Raw genomic sequence first — 21,248 nt, 5'->3', positions numbered from 1 at the left:
GCCCTTCGCAGTGATGATCGTCGACCGTCAGCGGATCAGCGTCACATGGCCCACGCTCTCTTTTTCCGCTCCGATCATGCCGTTCACATCCTCGATGAAGCGGTACTTCAGCTTCCACACGTACACCCCGTCCTGGACCTCGGTGCCATTACGCTTGCCGTCCCAACCCACCTCCGCATCCTTGCCCGCGAAGACCTCCTCGCCCCAGCGGTCGAAGATCTTCATCTCCATGGTGGCGATGTTGTACCCGCTCGGCATGAAGAGGTCGTTCACCCCGTCGCCGTCCGGTGTGAAGCTGTTCGGTACGAAACACTGTGGCGGACAGTATTCCACCACCTCGATCGAGTCGGTGATGGTGCAGTTCAGTGGGGTCGTGATGTCCACGATGTACCAGCCGTACGTGTTCACTTCGATGGTCTGGGTCTCCTCATCGGTGCTCCACAGATAGGTGCAACCGGGGTTCCCGGCGTCCAACAGGGTCTTCTTCGGCCAGTAGTCCAGGCAGATGATCTGCTCCTCCTCCGTGATGATGTTCGGCAGCGGGTTGAAGACCACCTCCACGGTGTCGCGGGTGGTGCAGTACCCATTGAAGACGTCCACCCACACGTCCTGCGTGGTGGTGACGAAGGTGGTCTGCGTGGTGGCCCCGTTGCTCCAGATGAAGGCCTGACCCGGGTTGCCCGCGTTCAGTTCCATGGTGTCGGTGTCGCACAGCGCCGTATCCGGGCCGAGGTCCACGATGGGGAAGGCGACGATGTCGATCACCGCATCAGCGGAATCGACGCACCACGTCGGAGTGGTCACCACCACCGAGTAGGTCGCGCTCACACTGTCCACCTGGATGCTCTGGGTGGTCTCGTTCGTGCTCCAGAGGTAGCTGCTGCCCGGGTTCCCGGCGTCCAGGGTGATCGTTTCGCTGATGCACACGGTGGTGTCGCGCAGGTCGATCACCGGCAGCGGGTCGAACACCACGTTGATGCTGTCCCTGTTCACGCAATCGTTCCCATCCGTCACTTCCACCCAATACTGGTCATCCGTGGTCACCGTGATGGCCTGGGTGATGGCCGTGGTGTTCCAGAGGAATTGGCTGCCGGGGTTGCCGGCGTCCAGCGTCCAGTTCTGGCCGATGCAGAGCGAGGTGTCCGGTCCCAGCACGATCACCGGCAGGGGGTCCACCGTCACGTTCGTGGTGAAGGTGGCCTGACAGCCCAGCGTATCGGTGATCACCACGGTGTACGCTCCGGCCGTGGACACCGTGATGGTCTGTGTGGTGGCGTTGGTGCTCCAGGCATACGTGCTTCCCGGATAGCCCGCGTCGATCACCATGCTCTGTCCGGCGCACAAGGACGAGTCTGAGATGAAGGTGAGGTCGTCGAAGGGCACGTTGATGTTCACCGTGTCGCGCGCAGAACAGCCCAGGGCGTCCTGAACCACCACGATGTACTGCGCCGTGGAATCGAAGGTGATCACCGGGTTGGCCGTATTGGCGCCCACCAACTGGTTCGTTGGCGTCCAGCTGATGGTTCCGCCCGGTACGTTGTGCTGCACGTCCAGGATGAAGCCGACCGGGTCGCACAACGAGGTGTCCGCGGTGGCGGTCACCACGTAGGCCGTGCTCACCGTGATGTCGATGTCCTCCGTGAGCACGCAGCCGCTGATGGTGTCGGTGACGGCCAGCACATACGTCGTGGTGGTCAGCGGCGTGGCCGTCGGGTCCTGGATCGCGGCGTCGTTCAGCGATCCCGCCGGAGTCCAGCTGTACACCAGGTTCGTGGTGTTGCCCGCGATCGTGGCGTCCAGCAGGGTGCTCTCCCCCTGGCAGAGGTCGTCGTCCGGTGTGGTGATGGTGAGGCCCAGGAGCTGGTTCACCGTGATGGTCACACTGTCCGTGGCCACACAGCCCTGGCCCGTGGTCACCGTCACGAAGTACTCCGTGGTGCTGGCCGGCGTGGCGATCGGCGACTGCACGAACGTGGCCGACAGCGTGCCGTTGTTCGGCGTCCACGTCCAGGTGTGGTTCGTGCCCGAGCTGGGTGCGGCGTCCAGCTGGATGCCGCCCAGGTCGCAGATCGCGGTGTCCGGTGTCATGGCGATGCTGAACGGCGCGCCCACCTCGATGTACACCGAATCCTGGTAGCTGCACTGGGTACCGGTAAGGGTGCTTTGCACATAGTACCAGCCCGTGGTCGTGGGGTACGACATGGGGTTGGTGATGTTCGCTGCGCTGAGCGTGGCCGCGGGCGACCAGTTGATGGTGAGGCCGGTGGTGCTCTGGGCGCCGATGGCCACATTGTCCAGGCTCCAGTTGTCGTTACCCGGTCCACTGCTGTTCAACTGCCGCCAGCGGAACAGGGTGGCGCCCGTTTGCGCGGCCGGGGGTATCGGCGCGCTCACCGTGGTGAAGTTCGGGTACAGGTATTCCCACAGGGTGGTCATCACCGTCCATGCACCCCCGCCGTTCGTCGAGTACTCCAGAACCACGTCCTCCCCGGGGTCCGCGTCATCGCAGGGCGGGGCGGCCGCACCGATCTTGATGGCGAAGCTCACGCTGCCGCCGTTGATCACGTTCATGGCGCTCGTGGTGGCCTGGCGGGGGTTCACCCCGTCGAAGTAAAGCGCATCGCCGAACACCGAGCCGCACGCATTGCTGATGGTGCCGCCCTGGATCGAGCTCCACATCGCGGTGAAGACCATGTCGAAGGGGTCCTCGGCGATGATCTGATGCACCTGCAGATCGAGCTGCGACGAATCGCCCTGGCACAGGGCGTCCACGGCCGTGCTGGCCTCGTACAGGAGGATGTCTCCCTGGATGACGTCGATGTACACGCTGTCCAGGCTCACCGCACATCCGTTCAGGGTGCTTACGCTCACGTAGAACCAGCCGCTCTGCGTGGGGGTGGCGATCGGGTTCTGCAGGGAGCCATCGTTCAACTGCGGATCGGGCCACCAGTTGTAGAGGTAGGTGCCCGGCGGGTCCACATCCACGTTCAACTGCACCGTTTCATACTCGCAGATGGTGATGGAGGCGGGAGAAGGCACGCCATTCGCCGAAGGGGTCAGCAGCGGTGGTGTGTCCACCTCCACGCTGAAGAAGTACTGCTCCTCGCACTGGCTCAGGTTCTCATAACCGGTGACCACGTACACGTCGCTGCCGGGTGGGGTGAAGGTGTAGGAGAAGCCGTAGTGCAGGGTGTCCGTGGGGTCCGAGATCACCGTCCAGAACGGGTTGAAGAGCGGGTTGGGCGGGGCCAGGGTGAGCGTGCCCGTGCTGTCCACCCCGCAGAACACCGAGTCGATGTTGATCGGCGGCAAGGGGGTGAAGGAACCCACCGAGTACGCATAGCTCTCCGCGCTGCCCATGCCGTACACATACGCCGATAGACCGCCGGGGCAGGTGAGGGTATGGCTGCCCTGTGAGAGGGGCACGCTCGCGTAGGCCGAAGTGGGGCAGGCGGGATACGCCGTGAAGCTGGCCGCCGGCACCAACACACCGTCCAGCGACACCTGGTTGATGTTCGCCGTCTCGGTGATGATGTTCAGGTAGTGGTTCGTGATCACCGTGGACGACACCGTGCTGAAGGTGATGTTGTCGATCTGCTGCTCCTCGGCGTTGAGGATCAGCAGCGCGGGGTCGCCATTGTTGCTGCACGTGATGCCCTCCATGAGCTGCGCCACGCTGAAGGGCACGTTGCCCTCGAAGCAGGCCGCCTGCCCGAAGGCGTTCACCTCCGTGAACTGTCCGGCGTTCAGGTTGATGGGCGGGCCGCCGTTCACGGTCACCGCCGTCCCGTTCTGGTCGGCCAGGATCCGGTACGTGTACCCCGTGGTGGTGGAATAGGGGACCGAGAAGTACTTGCGGCCCCACACGTTCCGCGGCAGGTTCTGCTCGCATACGTGGTCGCAGGCATAACAGCCCTGGGGGATGTTGGTGCACACCGACCCGCTGAAGACCGAGAAGGGCCTGCAACTTCCGCTCTGCGCTGTGCCGATGATCGTCGAGCCCGTGAAATCGTCCGTGAAATTCGTGCCGGCGGCCTTCACCTGGTAGGTCTGCCCTGAATCCAGCTGCACTGTCCAAGGCACCCCGGCCACGTGCCCGCCCTCGGTGTTCACTGTGGTCGTGATCTCCACCTCGGTATCATCCTGGGTGGACACGATCAGGAACTCGGAGGCCAGCCCGGCCACCCCCGACAGCCCGCCGTAGGCGTGGATGCGGTACTCCGTGCCCAGGGATTGCACGGGGTACACCGTGGTGCCGTCCGCCGTGTACTGCTCGAAGTTGATGGCGAAGACCGCCACGGTGTCCTGCGTCTGCACCAGCACCGACTTGTTGTCGATGATGTCCGACTGGTAGTGCATCGCCGTGGGGATCGGGATGGTCACCGTGGTGGTGACGTTTGGCACGACGTTGAAGGCCTGCGACCACCCCACGAGCGGCATGGTCACCACGCCGACCGTGGCCACAGGCGAGCTGATGAAGATGTCCAGGCTCTGCGTGGGGTTGCCCTGGTAGTTCTGCATGAAGCCGAGCCAGAACTCCTTGCCCATCGTGGGCACCACACCCTGGCCGTGGGCCTGGCCCAGGCTGAGCACCGCCATCACGGGCAGCGCGCGCAGAAAGGATCGCATCATGGTCGTCAGGTTCGTTCGGTCACAAAGGTCGATCGGTGCTGAAAGGTACCGCGGGGATCGGGAACCGGTCGTGCACAGCCGCTCGTGGACCGACTACATGACGCGAAGGATGCCCCGGACGTTGCCAGCGTCAAAAGAACTCCTTGGGGGTGGTACGAAGCACCCCGTTCCGGCGGCAGCGCCGACCCACGGACCTCCCGCACTGTGCTTGCTCTCGTTCGTCCAACCTTCGTTGCCGCTCAGCCGGATACTTCGCTCCAGTATCCTCGCTTCGCGGCGCCTGGCCTGAACGAACGATACCTAAGCACGCCATCCGTTCGAGGTACTTCGCACCACCCTTAGGGCAGGCTCCAGTTCACCTCCAGGTCCCAGCCGGCACGCACGTTCACCGGCTCCGGATGCGTCAGCACCGGCTCAGGAAGCAGGCCGGTGCGCCACCGCCCAGGGTCCCAGCGGCCGTTGCCGTTGCCGTCCCGCACCACCCGGATGCTGTAGCTCCCGGGCGGAAGGCTGGCCCACTGCACGCTGCGGACGCCCGCTTGCAGCGGCTGCCGGCGCACGGCCCGCCCTTGGCCATCCTGCAGCAGGGCGATCAGGGCCACCCCTGGGTCCCCCTCGAAGGTGAGCTTCAAGCTCCCCAGCGTGGCCGGGTCGGGGGCCGACAGGGCCACCGTGATGCTGTCGTTCCACCCGCCGTAAAGGTCGTGTATCGCCTTGGGCTTCAGCAGGATGGAGCCCCGAGATCCGGACAACGGCCGGATCCACAACAACCGCCGGTCGGCCGTATCGCGTTCCACCACGAACCGGATGCTGTCGGCACCCGGCCCGGTGGCCACCACGCGGTCGGGATCCACCCGATCGATGGGCCGGGAGGCCCGCAGGGGCACCCCCTTCGGCCCTGCCCCGCCGGCCCGCAGCATCAGGTTGAACGTGAGGCGCGGCGGCCGGCGGTAGGTCACCGTGTCCGCCGGGGCGCTGTCCGGCCGCAGGATCACCCGCACCCCGTGCAGCAGGGTGGTGTCCGAGGGCCAGGCGAGCACCGTATCCCGCCCACCGCCCCATTCCAGCAGCCAATCGGGTCGCGGACCGCCTTCCTGTCCGACCGCGAGGGTGCGGAGGCGCAGGCTGTCCACGGGCTTGCTGAAGACCAGCTGCAGCGCGCCTTCCGGCAGCACCCGGTCGTCCATCACCTGGGCCTGGAGACCGGGCTCGCGATACAGCTCCAGCGCGTGCGGGGCGCTGTCGCCCGGCAGCACCACCACCGCAGGGTCGAAGGCGATCTCCTCCCCGGGCAGGTCGTAGCGCAGGTTGCCGTTCATGTCGCGCAGGGCGCGCAGCGCGTACCGGCCGCCGGCCAGGTAGCGCAGCCGGAAACGGCCCTCCGCATTGCTGCGGGCGATGTAGCGTGGGCGGCCGGTGGTGAAGGCGGCGGTGTCGCCTTCGGGATACAGCAGCACCTGCACGGCCTTCTCCGGCGCACCGGTGTAGGCGTGGCGCACCAGACCGGTCAGATCCAAGCTGTCCACCGCATCACCGGTGCTCAGCACGTGTACGAGCTCCTCGGCGGCGTTGCCCTCGGTGAGGTCCACCACGGCCTGGCCCAGATTGATCACATAGGTGGTGTTCGGCAGCAGCGGGCCGGGCAGGTCGATCCGCACCTCGCGGGGACCCGTGCGCGTCACCTCCGGCGGGATGTCCAGCGGTGGTGACACCACCAGGTTCTCGCGCACCTTGCGCAGGTCGATCCGCTCGTCGAACCGCAGGACGATGGTCCCGCCCATGAAGCCGGTGGAGCCGCTCGGCGGCGAGGCGTCCACGAGCTGCGGAGGGATCTCGTCCTTGGGACCGCCAGTGGGGTCGCGCACCTGGGCGCAGGCCGTCAGCGTCACCAACAGGGCCGTCGCCGTGCGCCGGCTCATTCGAACAGGGGTTCCAGCAGGGCGCCCACCTGCGCCAGCGCGTGGGCGTCCACCGCGCTGAAGTCGTTGAGGGCGTTGCTGTCGATGTCGAGCACGGCGGCCATGTGCCCGTGGCGGTCGCGCAGGGGCACCACGATCTCCGACCGGCTTAGGGGACTGCAGGCGATGTGCCCGGGGAAAAGCTCCACGTCGGGCACCACCAGGGTGCGCTCCTGCTCCCATGCCGCGCCGCACACGCCCTTGCCGAAGCCGATCCGCATGCAGGCCACAGGCCCCTGGAACGGGCCCAGCACGAGCTCGGCCCCCATCACGCGGTAAAAGCCCACCCAATGCCAGCCGAAAGCCTGGTGCAGGGCGGCGCTCACGTTGGCCATGGCCGCGATGGGGTCGCGCTCCTCGGCCAGCAGCGCGCGCAATTGGGGCATCAGCGCGGCATATAACGCCACACGGTCGGTGGTGGCCGGCAGCGAAAGCGTGGTCTCCATGGGGGGCGGAAGGGGGGCAAAGGTATCGGTGGGGTGAGGTGATGACCCCATCACGCCGTCGCCGCCGTGCACACGCTCACCCGCAGGTCGGGCACCCGCAACAGGGCGCGGATGCAGCCCTCGAGGGTGGCGCCGGTGGTGATCACATCGTCCACCATCAGCACATGGGCACCGGCCAGCGAACGCGTTTCACCCAGCTCGAAGGCCTCCTTCACGTTGGTCCAGCGCTCCCAGCGGCCTTTGCGGGTCTGGGTGGTGGTGCGCATCACGCGCATCAATCCCTGGTCGGGCATGCGCAGGGGCCACAGCTCGCGGAAGCCGTCGACCAGCACCTGGCTCTGGTTGTAGCCGCGCTCGCGGAGCCGGTGGGGGTGCAGCGGCACGGCCAGCACGTGGTCCACCGTGGCGAAGCGGGGGCTGGCGCGCAGGGCTTCGGCCATCCACCGGCCCAGTTCCAGCCCCACGGCTCGGTCGCCCTGGTACTTCAAGCGGTGCAGCATGCGCTGGGTGCGGCCTAGACGGTTGAACTGCAGCAGGGCCGCGGCGGCCTCCTCCACCACCTTGCCGTGGAAAGTACTATACTTGTCACCAGCGTAGTCATCGACTAACGCGAGTTACATGAGAGGCACCCAACGGCTTAAACGTTCGCTCGGTCTCCTAGCGCAATGGGTATTTGGACCGGCGAGATTACTTGATAGCATGACAACCCGAAATATACGGCTTTGGCCGAATCAGATTTTTAGAACAAAAAATGTAAATACAATTTTACATCGCCTGTTCTTTATTTGCTTTGCACTCTTACTGTTTTTTCAATCGTGTTACTCTCAAATTCTATGGGCGAATAACGAGAATTTATGTGATTATACGAATGATTGGGTTCTCGTCTTTGAGGACGATTTTCGTGGAAACAGTCTGAATACAGATAAATGGACCACTTGGCAGCCCTTCTCCTCTGACGGCAGTGATGCATGCGAAGCTTGCCGAGCAGCTCATGGAGTTATTTATCGGGACGAGCAAATCTTCGTGAACGATGGTGTCGCCACGATTCGCGCTACTAAGGAATTCAATACATGGTACGGACAACCGAGTTTGTGGAAATCGGGTATTCTATTCTCCAAACAACCATTCACTTTCAATCAGGGTAAATTTGAGATTAGATGTAAATTGAATTTGCCTCAAGGTGCTATTCCTTCGTTTTGGCTTTTTGGAGATGGTGGAAACGAAATCGATGTATTCGAATTCTGCGGGGGTGAATATACTGTAATGAAGTGCTCGATACATCGCAATGAAGATAATCCGACCCAACATGATACTTATGATGCTTCCGTTCCCGATATTTCAGGGAGTTTTCATACATATGGGGTTGAATGGTCAGAAAATTTTGTGATTTGGTTTTTCGATGGAGTTGAAATTCATAGGCGTTGTAGATGGGATGAAATCACAGATAACGATGATTGTATTCTGAATGGTCCTTATACGCGAGGTTGTTTTCCTGCCGACGATTCGGAATTAAATGTATTGGCCTCACTAGGCATGTCTGATGGTGGTTTCTGTGGGCCCGAGAACAGCTATCCTACGGGATTTTCGTTTGATATGGATATTGATTACATTCGTGTATTCCAGAATATGAATCAAATTGAGCCAGAGTTAACTAATGTTTGTGGATTGGCCAATACGCTAGCCATAGCTGCTTCATCCGATGCATTCTGCTCAATTGGTCAGCAGGTAACCTATAACCTTACTGGAGTTCATGGCGATCCAATTCAGTGGTCCGTGTCAGGTCCGGGATATTCGTTCGTTGCAACCGATAACTCTAGTGCCCGGATTCAGTTTGACGCATACTACGAAGCTTCAACAGTTGTTCTGACTGTCGTGGACAATGAAAATCCGTGTGGTTCTACTCAAAAGGGAATACCACTGTATGGTGGATTGCCAACCATTAGTTTATCAGATTATCATTTGGATATGGACTGCGATGATGATGGTAGTGGTTATTGGTGCATTGAACCGGAGATTTGGAACGCAGAGCCAATTCAGCCGAGCACGATATCCAGTTATACGAGCTTCTATCCGCCAATTGCGTATTATAACGAATACGTTGTTGGAAGTAATAACCCGCCGGTTTATTCAGTCCTTAATTCAGTACCGCGGCCGTACCGAGTTTTCATATACGATGAAGAACAAACGCGTGTTTTTCTGCCAATGCGTCCGGAGGTGGTTCCGGGGGGTGAGATTTATGGTTATTCATGCACACTTCCCCCGCTCACCTGTCAAGAGCATTGGCATTCGTGGCCGTGGTCTGGTGAGTCTCGCTTTTGTTTGAAGGATCATGGGGACTACTGTTATGAGGTGGTTGTCCAGGCCCAGAATCCATGTGGTGTAAGTGAAGCGCGGTATACTATTCGGGATAATTGTCAAGTCGGAGCGTGTGACGAATCAACGCCCTATATACCAGACGAATTAGAGGTAGAGCTCACCCCTGTGCCAGCCACTACTGGGTTCACCATTAGTGCAGTTGCTGATATTGATGTGGTTGCCCGAATTAGCGGAGTCTTGATTCAGGATGCTTTGGGAACCATTAAATGGAGTCATGTTGGTGACCTTAGTTCTTCCCCGGAGGTAAATTGCAGTAACTGGGGGCCAGGTATATACGCCGTACATGTATTTGTTGATGGAGTTGAAAGAATTACTAAGATTCAAATCAAGTGATATGAGATGGTGAGAATGGCCAGGTCAAGCCAAAGGAAAGAAATAGGCGCGCGCTCCGGACTTTCCCCAATGGTGAGGACGTCTTTCATTGTTATCTTTGGCGGATTCATATTGTCTTCGATAGCGATATGGAATGGTTTTCCTTTGGTCTATTCAGATACCGCAACCTATCTTACATCAGGATTTAATTGGGAGACTCCGTTCGATAGGCCTATTGCTTACGGTGTATGGTTGTACTTAATGAGTCTAGGAGGATTCTCTCTTTGGCCTGTTATCCTGACCCAGAGCGCACTAGTGAGTTATGCGCTCTATAGAATGGGAAGTCATTGCATTAGTGTATATTCGCCACGAGTACATTTGATCGCATGCGCGGTCGTCACATTTGGCAGCACTGCGAGCTGGACGGCGTCTATGATAATGCCGGATATATTCACTCCATTACTTCTAGTGACGTGGGTGATTGTTGCAATGGAAGCGGTTGAAAAATGGGAACTGGTGTTTGTATTTTTTGTCAATTTGGTTTCGTGTTGCATGCATTTGTCACACCCTTTGTATAGCGTGATTATCGGTCTTTTCCTGTTGGTCTGTAGTTTACCGATATCGGGTGGCATCGTACATCGGGAGCACCGCGTGCGGATATTATTGTTGATGTGCCTTTCGATATTGACCTTGTTGACCATGGGATCTTCGATGGCAAAGTCCCGCTCAATATTTGCAGTAGGTGCAATGTCTGAGAACGGGGTGCTGAAACCTTTTCTGGACGAGGAGTGTGTGAACGTTCAGTATAAACTTTGTGCATTTAAAGATTCGTTACCAGGTCACGGGTATGACTTTGTGTGGAGCGAAAAGGGACCGGTGCAGAAACTGGGTGGTTTTGAACATCTACGGGATGAGTGTGATGCGATAATACTGCGAACAATCTTGGATGGTAAATATTTACGGTTGCATATAATAGGATCTTTGATGGCTACTCGACGCCAGCTATTCTTAAACGCTCCTGGTGATGGCCTCGGTATATTTGGCGTTGAGACGGACTTGGCAAAGGGGATTTTCGGATATGTACCTTCTATGCAGCAGGCCTACCTAAATAGCAAACAGTATAGCGGAAGGTTGCGCCCGGAATATTGGTGGTGGAGATTGAGCTGGTGTGATATTGTTTTATATGCGTCTTGGTTAATAGCTGTAGTAGGTGCACTGCTCTTTCGTGGAAATCATCAAGTGATACTTCTGATTGTCACGGTAACAATTGGTTTTGTAGTGAACGCATGGATTTGCGGAACCTTCTCGAATTCAATTGACCGCCTTGGTGCGAAAATGGCCTGGTTATGGCCGTATGTCGCAGTTTGCGTTTGTTTTCGGTTCGTTACTCCAGTAACTTCGATTCGTATCCGGCCTGAATGGTGAGTCAGTTACGCCGTCGCCGCCGTGCACACGCTCACCCGCAGGTCGGGCACCCGCAACAGGGCGCGGATGCAGCCCTCGAGGGTGGCGCCGGTGGTGATCACATCGTCCACCATCAGCACATGGGCACCGGCCAGCGAACGCGTTTCACCCAGCTCAAAGGCCTCCTTCACGTTGGTCCAGCGCTCCCAGCGGCCTTTGCGCGTCTGGGTGCTCGTACGCACCACGCGCATCAGTCCCTGGTCCGGCGTGCGCAGGGGCCACAGCTCTTGGAAGCCGTCCACGAGCACCTGGCTCTGGTTATAGCCGCGCTCGCGGAGCCGGTGGGGGTGCAGCGGCACGGCCAGCACGTGGTCCACCGTGGCGAAGCGGGGGCTGGCGCGCAGGGCTTCGGCCATCCACCGGCCCAGTTCCAGCCCCACGGCCCTGTCGCCCTGGTACTTCAAGCGGTGCAGCATGCGCTGGGTGCGGCCGCGACGATTGAACTGCAGCAGGGCCGCGGCGGCCTCCACCACCACCTTGCCGTGGAACAGCCGTTCCACACGATTGTCCGCCTGCAGGTGCATGCCGGTGCGCGGCAGGTCCAGCACGCAGGGAAGGCATACGGCCTTTTCATGCGTCATCAACGGGCGGTCGCAGGCGCTGCAGCGGCGGGGAAGGAAGAGCTCCGCAGCGTCGAGCAGCCACTGTCCGATCCCCGTCGTCGCTTGTGGGCCCATCCCGGTCGACGTGTTGATAATTGCCATCGAATGCCCTGAAGGCCACGATGCACGGGGGTAATTTAGCGGCCCGAGCCCGAACCCCCATGGACCAGACCGGAAACACCCCCCAGCCGACCAAGCCCCGTTCCAACGTCGCCCTGCTGGCGCTGGTGGTGCTCCTTCTCATCAGCAACGTGGTGATGCTCTACCTGTTGATGCAGAGCAAGCGTCAGGAGGAGGCCACCCAGGGCGAGGTGGTGAAGGTGACCAGTGAGAAGGAGAACGTGACGCGCATGCTGGAGGACATGCTGGCCCAGTACGATACGCTGGAGACCGAGAACGAGCAGCTGCGCGTGGAGATGGACGCCCAGAAGCAGCAGATCGAGAACCTGCTCGATCAGGTGAAGAAGGGCAACTACAGCCTGGCCAAGGCCCAGAAGGAGGCGGCCACGCTGCGCAAGATCATGAAGGGTTATGTGGCCACCATCGACTCGCTGAACCAGGTGAACCTGCAGCTCACCGCCGACAAGGCCAACCTGACGCAGGAGCTCGGCACCGTGAAGGGCCAGAAGGACGCGTTGGAGCAACAGACCGCCGAACAACAGGCGCTCATCGCCAAAGGCTCGGTGCTGACGGCCACCACCATCAGCGCCGGTGCGGTGATGCTGCGCAACAACGGCAAGCAGACGGACACCGACCGGGCCAAAAAGGCCGAGATGGTGAAGTGCTGCTTCACCCTCGGGGAGAACCGCGTGGCCCGTGCGGGGGATAAGACGCTCTACATGCGCATCATCAGTCCGGACGGGCACGTGCTGCCGGCCAGCGAGTCCAACAACCGCTTCCAGTTCGATGGCGTGGAGGGCGAGTTCAGCGTGAAACGCGAGGTGAACTACCAGGGCGTGCCGGTGGATGCCTGCATGTTCTGGACCGCAAGCGGCGAGATGCGCACCGGCCAGTACATCGTGGAGGTGTACGAAGGCGGCGGCAAGGTGGGCCGTGCCACCTTCGACCTGAAGTAGGCGACGATCGCTCGTCAGAAGAAGGCGCGGATCTGCGCGCCGCCCACGTGCACGGTGGGGGTGTTCTCGCTCTTGCGGCCGTTGTAGGTGATGTCCACCTGCAGGTTCTGGTTCAGCCGCCGCTGGATGCTGAGGCTCCAGGTCCAGTTGGTGCCCACCTTCAGGCCGCCCAGCATCTCGTTGCCCAGGCTGGTGTTGGGATCGCCATCGTACCGGATGTCCACAAGGTCCAGGTTCAACTGGATGCTGCCTTTGCCGGCCGTGTTCCAGCGGGCTTCCAGCCCCAGGTTCTGCACGGTGGCGGCCTCGCCGCCCAGCTCCTCGCGGTTCAGCTTGTCCGTGTAGCGGTAGCTCAAGGCCGCGCGCAGGTCGGTGTTGGGCCGCCAGGTGATGCGGGGCCGCGTGGTGTACTGCCGGATGCTGTAGGTGCGACCGCTGAGCAGGTCGGAGGCGTTGGCCACCCGGCCCGCCTCCGCCTCCAGGTCGGCGGTCCATTGCTGGGTGGCGTTCCAGCGCAGGCGCACCTGGTTCAGTTCGCGCAGGCGTGATTCGAACCCGTTCAGCAGCAGCGTCTTGGTGCGGTCGCTCTGGAAGGTGTGGTCCACGCTCCACTTGGGGCTCGTGCGGTCGTAGAAGAGCGTGTTGCGCAGCGAACTGGTGAAGGCCGTCAGCAGCGTGTCCGCCGGGTCGATGCGGAAGGGGTCGAGCGCCTGCCCCAGGTCGGCCGTGCTGGTCTTGCGGTCGCTGCGGAAGGAGGCCAGGTCCGAGAAGCGCGCCAGGAAGCCCCGCATCCTCTTGCGCCCGCCCCAGGCCACCGCGGGCCGCAGGTCCAGCGAGGCGCTCAGCTGGTTGCTGAAGGTGCGCGAGTAGGTGTTGCTGGGCACGAACACCCGCGCGTAGTTGGCCTCGTAGCCGAAGTTGGCCTGTTCGAATTCGTTGAGCTCTTTGAGGCCGTTGCCGTTGTAGTCGTTCCAGATGTACAGGCCTTGTCCGGCGGGCACCTCCACGTAGAGGAACTCGCGCTGCTGCTCCAGCCCCGAACCCAGTTCATAGAACAGGTCCCACACCGCCACGCCCTTGCCCAGGGTGAGGTCGTGGTCGATGCGCATCAGGTAGGTGTCCTCGGGCCGTTGCGCGGTGAGGGTGCTGTCCACGATGCGCAGCTGCCGGTAGGTGAAGGTGGTGGCCAGGCGGTGTCGCGCATCGCGGCCCACGCCCAGGGTGGCCGTGCCTGCGGTGGCCACGGTGCTGCGGGCCAGCCCGCCGTTCCGAAGGCCCTGGTCGTAGCGCTGGCCACCGCCCACGCGGAAGGTGGTCCGGGCCGTGTCGCGGCTCTGGATGAAGGCCTCCCAGTCGTAGAATTGGTAACTGCCGGCCAGCAGCGCGGTGCCCGTGTCCGCCCGGAAGCGGTTGCGTTCATGCTCGTCCTGCATGCCTACGGTGAACCAGCGCAAGCGACGGGCCAGGCGGGCCTTGTGCCGCAGGAACTCGGTGCGCACCGGGTCGGTGGTGGTCAGCAGGCTGGCGGTACCGGTGAGGTCGAAGCGCCCGGGGTGCAGGTCGCTGATCAGGTCGTGGCGCCAACCGGCATACCGGTCGCGCACCTGAAAGGTGTTGATCACGTAGCGCAGCCTTCCGGCCTTGCCCGCCCGGAACCCCACGCCCAAGCCGGCCAGCAGTTGGTCGCCGTCCAGCGGCCGGCCCAGGGCGTTCCAGTTGCGCTCGAACTCCACCGCGCGGTATCGTTCCACCGGGGTGAAGGAGGCGGTGAGGGCCTCCGTCTCCAGGCCCAGTTCCAGCGCCCATGTGCTGTCAGCGGCCCGCAGGGGGATCGCCTGGTCCGCCTTCACCCGCGCAGCGAAGGCCTGGTCGTCGACCGCATCGCGGTCGCTGAAGGTGTTGCGGTCGTATCGACCGTAGGCCAGTTCGGTGCTCAGCCGCAACCCGCCGGCCGTGCTGTGGTCCGCGCCCAGGGTCACCACCTGTTGCGATCGTGGAGGGACCAGCACGCGCACCGGGGCGTGGTCGCCGCGCCTGACGATAACGCCGCCCACCGTGTCCGGCGCCACCCAGCGGTACACCCGGCCGTTAGGGGTGAACTCCTGCTGCACATAATCGCCCAGCCCCGCGCCCACGGTGGAGAAGGTGATGCGGTAGCGCGCGCTGTCAGGCGAGGTGCTGTACACGTACACCGGGCTGTAGCCCAGGGAGTCCACCGCCTTGTACAGCACCTGGTCGGCGACGAAGGCCACGGTGTCCACACCGGGCACCACGGCGGCCAGCGGATCGTCCCCTGCTTCAGCGAGCGCCCGTTGCTCCTCATCCGTGAGGTCCTGCTGCAGCGGCTGCCCCTTGTGGTCCTGTTCGCTGAACACGTTGAGGCGCAGGGTGGTGCGACCGCGCGTCCAGGAGTCGTCCAGGCGCACCAGCGTGCGCATGTAGTTGCGGTCGGAGTATTGGAACTCCACGGTGATGCGGCGGTCCTTGGTGATCAGGCGCCGCGCGGTGAAGGTGAGCTCGGCGGTGTTGTAGTCGATGACGTAGTCGTTCTCTTGGCCGCGCACCAGCAACTGGCCATCGATGAACACGCGTTCGGTGCCGGACAGGATGATGATGAAGGTCTCGCCGGCATCGCCGCGCAGCCGATATGGGCCCTGTACGCCCTCGACGCCCTGGATCACGTTCCGCGCGAACTTGCCCTTGGAGATGGCCACCGAGGTGCCCAAGGCGTTGACGGCCTTCGCGCCTTTGCTCCGGGTGTTGAAGGAGAGGCCTTTCGATTTCTTCAAGTAGGTCAGGAAGTGGCTGTTCGGGCGCTGCAGCACGAAGTCCCCCGCGATGAGCTCCCAGTTCTCCTCGAAGAGCTTGATGAACACCTGGTCGAAATCCTGCAGCTCCAAGGTGTTGCCTTCGGCCTGGATGGGGATGTTGTTGTCGGTGATCGAGGCCTGCACCTGGATGCGGTCCGTGATGCGGCCGCTGAGCTCCAGGTTCAGCGACGAGTTCACCGACAGGTCCTGGTTGTTGCCGAACAGGATGCCGCGGGAGATGCTGCCGCTCTTGTTCAGGCCGGCGTTGCCGAAGAGGTCCTCGCGCTGCGACGGGGCCTCGTACTTGAACGGGTCGCGCCGGTCGGGGTCCTCGCTCAGCAGCCGGAGCCGGTCCTTGTGGCGGCGCTCCGCCGCGAAGAGCAGCGGCCACACCCGGTACCGGGCGATGAGCGTGTCGCCCACCGCGCCGTCGTTCACCCACAGCCGTGCGCTGTACGGATCGAGGGTAAAGATGTGATCGGGCAACGGGCTTCCGTCCCGCCACAGCGACAGGCTGCCCGGGGCGATGCTCAGGGTGTCCAGCGCGATGGTGTCGCCGGTGAGCACGATCCGGCGAGCACGCCGGTTATCGCCAGGACCCTGGGCCAGGACCTGGTACGCCGGCACCAGCACCAGGAGAAGGGGCAGGAGCACGGTCATCCGGGGCCGGGCCGGACGTGGTGCGGAGGAGGAAGGGTTGCGCCCCAAGGGCGGAAAATTACCCAGCCGGTCCACGCATCCGGTGCCCATCAAGATCCGATCGTTGATGAGCGGACCGGCGGCCTCCGAGCTTCCGCCGGGGGGCCGGGTACATTTGGCCGGTGACCTTGGAGAACGCACGGAACCCATGGCTGTTGTGCACCGCGGCCCTGGCTTTGCTGATCGCCTGCGGCGGCGACGGAGGGGATGGCCTGCGGCGCGTGCAAGGCGGTAAGCGGTACGGCGGGGTCTTCAACATGAACGAGGCCGGCGGGGTGCGCAACATCTTCCCGCTCCATATCTCCCAAGCGGCCGAGCACCGCATCGCGGCGCAGATCTACCAGGGCCTGGTGCGGTTCGACCCCGTGGACCTGAAGGTGCTGCCCTGCCTGGCCGAACGCTGGGAGGTGGATGCCGACGCCACCACCTTCACCCTGTATCTGCGCAAGGACGTGCGCTTCCACCCCGATGCGGCGTTGACCTCCGAGGATGTCCGGCTCGTGGACGCCGAGGATGTGCTGTACTGTTTCCGCGCCCTCTGCACGGCCGACCCGGAGAACCGGATGTTCTGGCTCTTCCAGGACAAGGTCCTGGGGGCCAATACCCACTATGCCAACACCGCCGCCGGTGGCGATCGGGAGGCGCCCATCGCCGGCCTCGAGGTGGTCGACCCCCATACCTTCCGCATCAAGCTGGCACACCCCAACGCGGGCTTTCTGCAGGTGCTGGCCCATCAGGGCTGCTGGATCTACCCCAGGCAGCTGGTCGAGTCCTATGGTGATGACCTGATCGCGCACGCCATCGGCACCGGGCCGTTCAAGCTGCGCACCTATTCACCCGCCGAGGCCTTCGTCCTGGAGCGCGACCCCGACCATTGGGACCGCGACGAGCACGGCAACCCGCTGCCTTTCCTGGACGCGGTGCGCATCACCCTCGACCCGGACAAGAACAAGGAGCTCGAGGCGTTCCTGGCCGGCCGCCTGTCCTGCCTCACCGAACTCCCGGTGGAGCGGCTGGGCATCATCAAGGATTCCATGGAGGCCTCCGGTCGCAAGCGCTTCGTGCTCCAGTCCGTTCCGGGTTCCGCCGTGCAGTTCTACGGCTTCAACCTGAAGGCGGACCCCTTTGTCGATCTTCGGGTGCGCCGGGCCTTCAGCCTGGCGATCGATCGGCATTTCCTGGTGGACAGCGTGCTGGGCGGATTGGCCGTGCCCGCGGAGCATGGCCTGGTGGCGCCTGGTCTGTCCGGGTATCCGTATTCCGCCGTCGACGGTCATCGGTTCGACCCCGAAGCGGCACGGGCGCTGCTGGCGGAGGCGGGCTTTCCCGGCGGGAAGGGATTCCCGCAGGTGGTCCTGAACGCGAGCCCGGGTTTCGGCTACATCCAGGTCGCTGAGGCCGTGCAGGACATGCTGCAACGCCATCTGGGCGTGCCTCTCATCCTGTCGGTGCTGCCCATGGACCAGCACTACTCGTCCATCGAGCGGGGCCGCGCACGCTTCTGGCGCGAGGGCTGGGTGGCCGACCTGCCGGACGCCGAGAACTTCCTCTCCCTGCTCTATGGCAAGAACGCCCAGGCCGATACCGCCCTGCCCACCTACCTGAACACCACGCGCTACGCCGATCCGCGCTTCGATTCGCTGTTCGCCGAGGCGCAGCGCACCGTGGACGACGCCCGGCGCATGAAGCTCTTCGCCGAGGCGGAGAACACGGCCATGGCCGATGCGCCGGTGACCCCGCTCTACCACGAACGCACCATCCGCTTGCTGCGCCCCGATGTGCGCGACATGCCCCTGAACGCCATGGACCTGCGCGACCTGGGCCGCGTGTGGTCCGACCCGGGCGTCACCCGGTGAACCGGTCCGTCGAGCGGGTCGCCGCGATGAAGCGGTGCACCAGCTGCTTGGCCAGCGGCAGGTAGGTCTCGATATGCGGCACCTCCCAGTCGCACTCGAACCCGAAGGTGGCCGGCACCGGCAGTTGCGGTCGATGGGCGATCAGCTCCGCGCGGATCACTTCGTAGGTGGTGTGCAAGCCCAGCGGGCGGCTGCCCACGAAGTGCGTCACCACGCTGCGCCAATGCAGGTCGACATCCGCGTCGCGGAGCAACGAGACCGAGTAGGTGTAGATGCGCGCCTCACGGCCCTGGCGCAGGAGCAGGTAGCCCGCGCGCGGATCGAGCGGAAGCACGCCCACCGGCCCGAACTGGATGTGCTCGCGGATGCGCTCCCGCAGATCGCTGCCTTGGGCCAGGTGGTCGCGCAGCTCCGGAACGGCATCGTCGATCACCTCATCGATCACCCCCAGCGCCCCCGTCGGCTCGGGCAACGGAGCATAGGCCACGGTGCCCGTGCGCGGGTCAAGCCCGGTGATGTCACGCGGCATGGTGGCCCGAAGGTCCTCCGCGCGCTTCTGCAATTCCAGCAGGCCGTTCAGGTGGTCGGCCACGTCCAGCAGATAGGGATACAGTTTGCGTTCGGCGAACCGCTTCCGGACCCACTGCAGGTAGGCCAACAGGGTGTAGTGCTTCAGCTCCCGGTCGATCGTCGGGATCAGGATCCAGTCCTTGGGCAGCTGGGATTGGGCCATGACTCGATCGATGAACGGCGTGTTCACAAAAAAGGTTGCGCAACGGTCGGTGGCGCGCACCGGGGTCGGGACCTTTGTGCGAACCGAAAGGTAACATCATGAAGCTCCGTTCCATCGCCCCGTGCGCCTTGTTCATCGCCCTGTTGTTCACCGCCTGCGTGCCACAACGCAAGTACGAGGAACTGCAGACCTCCATGGATGCGATGCGCTCGGAGTCCGAGGCGGCGCTGGCGAAGGCGCGCGACGCACAGGCCACCCTGGACGCACAGGCCAGCGAGATGAGCGACCTGAAACGCCGTGTGAAGCTGCTGGAACAGGATACCACCACCCTGGGCACCTCCCTGCGGAAGATGCAGCAGCAGTACGACAAGATCAACGCGCTGAACGACGAGCTGTTGGACAAGTACAACAAGCTGCTGGCCGGCGACCGCAGCGAGAACCGCAAGCTGCTCACCGACCTGGAGGCCTTGCGCCTGGACCTGCAGAACAAGGAGGATTCCATCGCCCGCAGCAGCAAACGCCTGGCCGAGCGCGAGGCGCGGCTGTCCGAACTACAGGTTGAACTGGACCGCAAGGACGCCGCCATGCGCGACCTCAAGGACCGCGTGAGCCGCGCACTCACCGGGTTCGAGGGCAAGGGCCTCACCGTGGAGCAGCGCGATGGGCGGATCCACGTGAGCCTGGAGAACAAGCTGCTGTTCCCCAGCGGCAGCGCCACGGTGGACAAGCAAGGGCGCGAAGCCTTGGTGAAGCTGGCCAAGGCCATCGAGGCCGACCGTGACATCAGCATCCTGGTGGAAGGCCACACCGATACGGACAAGATCCTGCCCGGCAGTACGTACAAGGACAACTGGGAGCTCAGCGTGGAGCGGGCCACCAGCGTGGTGCGCATCCTACAGGAGGCCAGCGCCATCGAAGCGCGGCGCATCACAGCGGCGGGGCGCAGCGAGTATGTTCCCGTGGATCCAGCCGACAAGTCGAAGAACCGCCGCATCGAAGTGATCCTCACGCCCGACCTCAGCGCGCTGTACAACATGGTCAAGGACTGACCGGGCCTCCGGTCCATGCGGCGAACAATGTCCCGGCCTTGGCGGTCTACTTTTGCCGCATGAGCCGCCTGACGCCTGAACTGGACCCGCTTCCCCTGGACCAATGGGGCCTGGACCTGGTGCGTCCACTTCACATCGCGGGACCGTGCAGCGCCGAAAGCCCCGAGCAGGTGATGGCCGTGGCCGAGGGCATCCGAGGGCATGCCCCCGGCGTGCGCGTGCTGCGGGCGGGGGTGTGGAAGCCCCGCACCCGGCCCGGTGCCTTCGAAGGCGCCGGTGAACCAGCACTGCGTTGGCTGCGTTCGGCCGCCGATGCCACCGGGTTGCTGGTGGCCACGGAGGTGGCCACACCAGACCATGTGGAGGCCGCGCTCAACGCCGGGATCGACCTGCTGTGGATCGGCGCCCGGACCACACCGAACCCCTTCAGCGTGCAGGCCATCGCCGACGCCCTCGCCGGCGTGGATGTACCCGTGCTGGTGAAGAACCCCATCAACCCGGACCTGCCCTTGTGGGTGGGTGCGCTGGAGAGGCTGCACCGTGCCGGCATCCGCCGCATGGCCGCCGTGCACCGCGGCTTCAGCTGGTCGGGCCATACACCCTTCCGCAACACCCCGATGTGGGAGTTCCCCATCCGCCTGATGGCCGCCTGCCCGGGACTGCCCATGCTGTGCGATCCCAGCCACATCGCCGGCCGGCCCGACCGCCTAGCTGATGTGGCCCAACAGGCACTGGACCTCAATTTCAGCGGGTTGATGGTGGAAGCGCATCCCGATCCTGCGCATGCCCTTAGCGATGGGGACCAGCAGGTGACGCCCGCGGCCTTGGGTACCCTGCTCGGTGCGCTTGTCCACCGGGAGGCCGCACCGGATCCACGTCTTCGGGATCTGTTGGACGAACTACGCGATCAGATCGACCAACTGGATGCGGATATCGCCCAAAAGCTCGCTGAGCGCTTGGACATCGCCGAGCGGATCGGCATGTACAAGCAGGAACGGAACGTTGCCATCCTCCAGCCCGAGCGCTGGGAGCGCATCATGGCCGCACAGCACGACCTGGGCCGCCGGTCCGGCCTCAGTGCGGGTTTCGTGGAGGCCTTCATGAACGCCGTCCACCAGGAGAGCATCCGCCGGCAAACGGAGGCGTGGGAGCGCGCGCTCGAACCGGAGGCAGGATCCAAAGGACCTGGCGATGATCAGTTGTCCGGTGTGGCCTAGCCGCCTAGCTTTGGACGT

The 21,248-nt window shown here is 63.0% G+C and carries 13 protein-coding genes; 6 read left to right on the top strand and 7 right to left on the bottom strand.

Annotated elements, in window-relative coordinates:
* Positions 1-27 precede the first annotated feature (27 nt).
* The 4 genes from IPJ87_13260 to IPJ87_13245 all read right to left on the bottom strand — a co-directional run bounded on the left by IPJ87_13260 (position 28) and on the right by IPJ87_13245 (position 7,593).
* Positions 28-4,632: a gliding motility-associated C-terminal domain-containing protein gene (locus IPJ87_13260; protein ID MBK7942819.1), complete on the bottom strand. Its 4,605-nt coding sequence runs from the start codon at positions 4,630-4,632 to the stop codon at positions 28-30.
* A 338-nt stretch (positions 4,633-4,970) separates the two neighbouring features.
* Entirely contained in the window at positions 4,971-6,551 is a 1,581-nt protein-coding gene (locus IPJ87_13255) for an Ig-like domain-containing protein (protein MBK7942818.1), read from the bottom strand.
* Complete coding sequence (locus IPJ87_13250; protein ID MBK7942817.1) at positions 6,548-7,036, bottom strand: GAF domain-containing protein; 489 nt, start codon at positions 7,034-7,036, stop codon at positions 6,548-6,550. The genes IPJ87_13255 and IPJ87_13250 overlap by 4 nt, the downstream gene beginning before the upstream one ends.
* A 50-nt stretch (positions 7,037-7,086) precedes the next feature.
* Positions 7,087-7,593 (bottom strand): ComF family protein, encoded by a 507-nt coding sequence (locus tag IPJ87_13245; protein ID MBK7942816.1) that lies wholly within the window; start codon positions 7,591-7,593, stop codon positions 7,087-7,089.
* A 61-nt stretch (positions 7,594-7,654) separates the two neighbouring features.
* Between IPJ87_13245 and IPJ87_13240 the strand changes: the two genes are divergently transcribed.
* Both IPJ87_13240 and IPJ87_13235 read left to right on the top strand, forming a co-directional pair.
* On the top strand, positions 7,655-9,745 hold the full coding sequence (locus IPJ87_13240) for a glycoside hydrolase family 16 protein (protein ID MBK7942815.1): 2,091 nt from the start codon (positions 7,655-7,657) through the stop codon (positions 9,743-9,745).
* Positions 9,746-10,192: 447 nt separating this feature from the next.
* Positions 10,193-11,149 (top strand): hypothetical protein, encoded by a 957-nt coding sequence (locus IPJ87_13235; GenBank protein ID MBK7942814.1) that lies wholly within the window; start codon positions 10,193-10,195, stop codon positions 11,147-11,149.
* A gap of 5 nt (positions 11,150-11,154) precedes the next feature.
* Here the strand turns inward: IPJ87_13235 and IPJ87_13230 are convergent, their stop codons facing one another.
* Entirely contained in the window at positions 11,155-11,865 is a 711-nt protein-coding gene (locus tag IPJ87_13230; protein ID MBK7942813.1) for a ComF family protein, read from the bottom strand.
* An 86-nt stretch (positions 11,866-11,951) separates the two neighbouring features.
* Here IPJ87_13230 and IPJ87_13225 point away from each other — a divergent pair, with 86 nt between their 5' ends.
* A complete protein-coding gene (locus IPJ87_13225; protein MBK7942812.1) occupies positions 11,952-12,866 on the top strand; it encodes a hypothetical protein in 915 nt (304 codons plus the stop codon).
* 14 nt (positions 12,867-12,880) lie between these two features.
* Here IPJ87_13225 and IPJ87_13220 read toward each other — a convergent pair whose 3' ends face one another.
* Positions 12,881-16,426 (bottom strand): hypothetical protein, encoded by a 3,546-nt coding sequence (locus tag IPJ87_13220; GenBank protein ID MBK7942811.1) that lies wholly within the window; start codon positions 16,424-16,426, stop codon positions 12,881-12,883.
* Positions 16,427-16,530: 104 nt separating this feature from the next.
* Here IPJ87_13220 and IPJ87_13215 point away from each other — a divergent pair, with 104 nt between their 5' ends.
* Positions 16,531-18,231, top strand: coding sequence for an ABC transporter substrate-binding protein (locus tag IPJ87_13215; GenBank protein ID MBK7942810.1), 1,701 nt, complete (start codon positions 16,531-16,533; stop codon positions 18,229-18,231).
* Here the strand turns inward: IPJ87_13215 and IPJ87_13210 are convergent.
* Positions 18,221-18,964, bottom strand: coding sequence for a hypothetical protein (locus tag IPJ87_13210; GenBank protein MBK7942809.1), 744 nt, complete (start codon positions 18,962-18,964; stop codon positions 18,221-18,223). The two genes, IPJ87_13215 and IPJ87_13210, sit on opposite strands and share 11 nt — an antisense overlap.
* A 98-nt stretch (positions 18,965-19,062) precedes the next feature.
* Between IPJ87_13210 and IPJ87_13205 the strand changes: the two genes are divergently transcribed.
* Both IPJ87_13205 and IPJ87_13200 read left to right on the top strand, forming a co-directional pair.
* Positions 19,063-20,013, top strand: a complete 951-nt coding sequence (locus tag IPJ87_13205) for an OmpA family protein (protein ID MBK7942808.1) — start codon at positions 19,063-19,065, stop codon at positions 20,011-20,013.
* Positions 20,014-20,072: 59 nt separating this feature from the next.
* The gene (locus IPJ87_13200) at positions 20,073-21,230 is read left to right on the top strand and encodes a bifunctional 3-deoxy-7-phosphoheptulonate synthase/chorismate mutase type II (GenBank protein MBK7942807.1); all 1,158 of its coding nucleotides are present in this window, start codon (positions 20,073-20,075) and stop codon (positions 21,228-21,230) included.
* Positions 21,231-21,248: the final 18 nt, after the last annotated feature.

Source organism: Flavobacteriales bacterium, assembly GCA_016713875.1.
In the GTDB taxonomy this organism is placed as follows: Bacteria; Bacteroidota; Bacteroidia; order Flavobacteriales_F; family PHOS-HE28; genus PHOS-HE28.
This window is presented reverse-complemented; position numbering and strand designations above follow the sequence as displayed.

Coding starts and splice junctions, on each gene's coding strand:
- IPJ87_13260 (MBK7942819.1), bottom strand. CDS start 4,632: ATGATGCGATCCTTTCTGCGCGCGCTGCCCGTGATGGCGGTGCTCAGC.
- IPJ87_13255 (MBK7942818.1), bottom strand. CDS start 6,551: ATGAGCCGGCGCACGGCGACGGCCCTGTTGGTGACGCTGACGGCCTGC.
- IPJ87_13250 (MBK7942817.1), bottom strand. CDS start 7,036: ATGGAGACCACGCTTTCGCTGCCGGCCACCACCGACCGTGTGGCGTTA.
- IPJ87_13240 (MBK7942815.1), top strand. CDS start 7,655: ATGAGAGGCACCCAACGGCTTAAACGTTCGCTCGGTCTCCTAGCGCAA.
- IPJ87_13230 (MBK7942813.1), bottom strand. CDS start 11,865: ATGGGCCCACAAGCGACGACGGGGATCGGACAGTGGCTGCTCGACGCT.
- IPJ87_13225 (MBK7942812.1), top strand. CDS start 11,952: ATGGACCAGACCGGAAACACCCCCCAGCCGACCAAGCCCCGTTCCAAC.
- IPJ87_13220 (MBK7942811.1), bottom strand. CDS start 16,426: ATGGGCACCGGATGCGTGGACCGGCTGGGTAATTTTCCGCCCTTGGGG.
- IPJ87_13210 (MBK7942809.1), bottom strand. CDS start 18,964: ATGGCCCAATCCCAGCTGCCCAAGGACTGGATCCTGATCCCGACGATC.
- IPJ87_13205 (MBK7942808.1), top strand. CDS start 19,063: ATGAAGCTCCGTTCCATCGCCCCGTGCGCCTTGTTCATCGCCCTGTTG.
- IPJ87_13200 (MBK7942807.1), top strand. CDS start 20,073: ATGAGCCGCCTGACGCCTGAACTGGACCCGCTTCCCCTGGACCAATGG.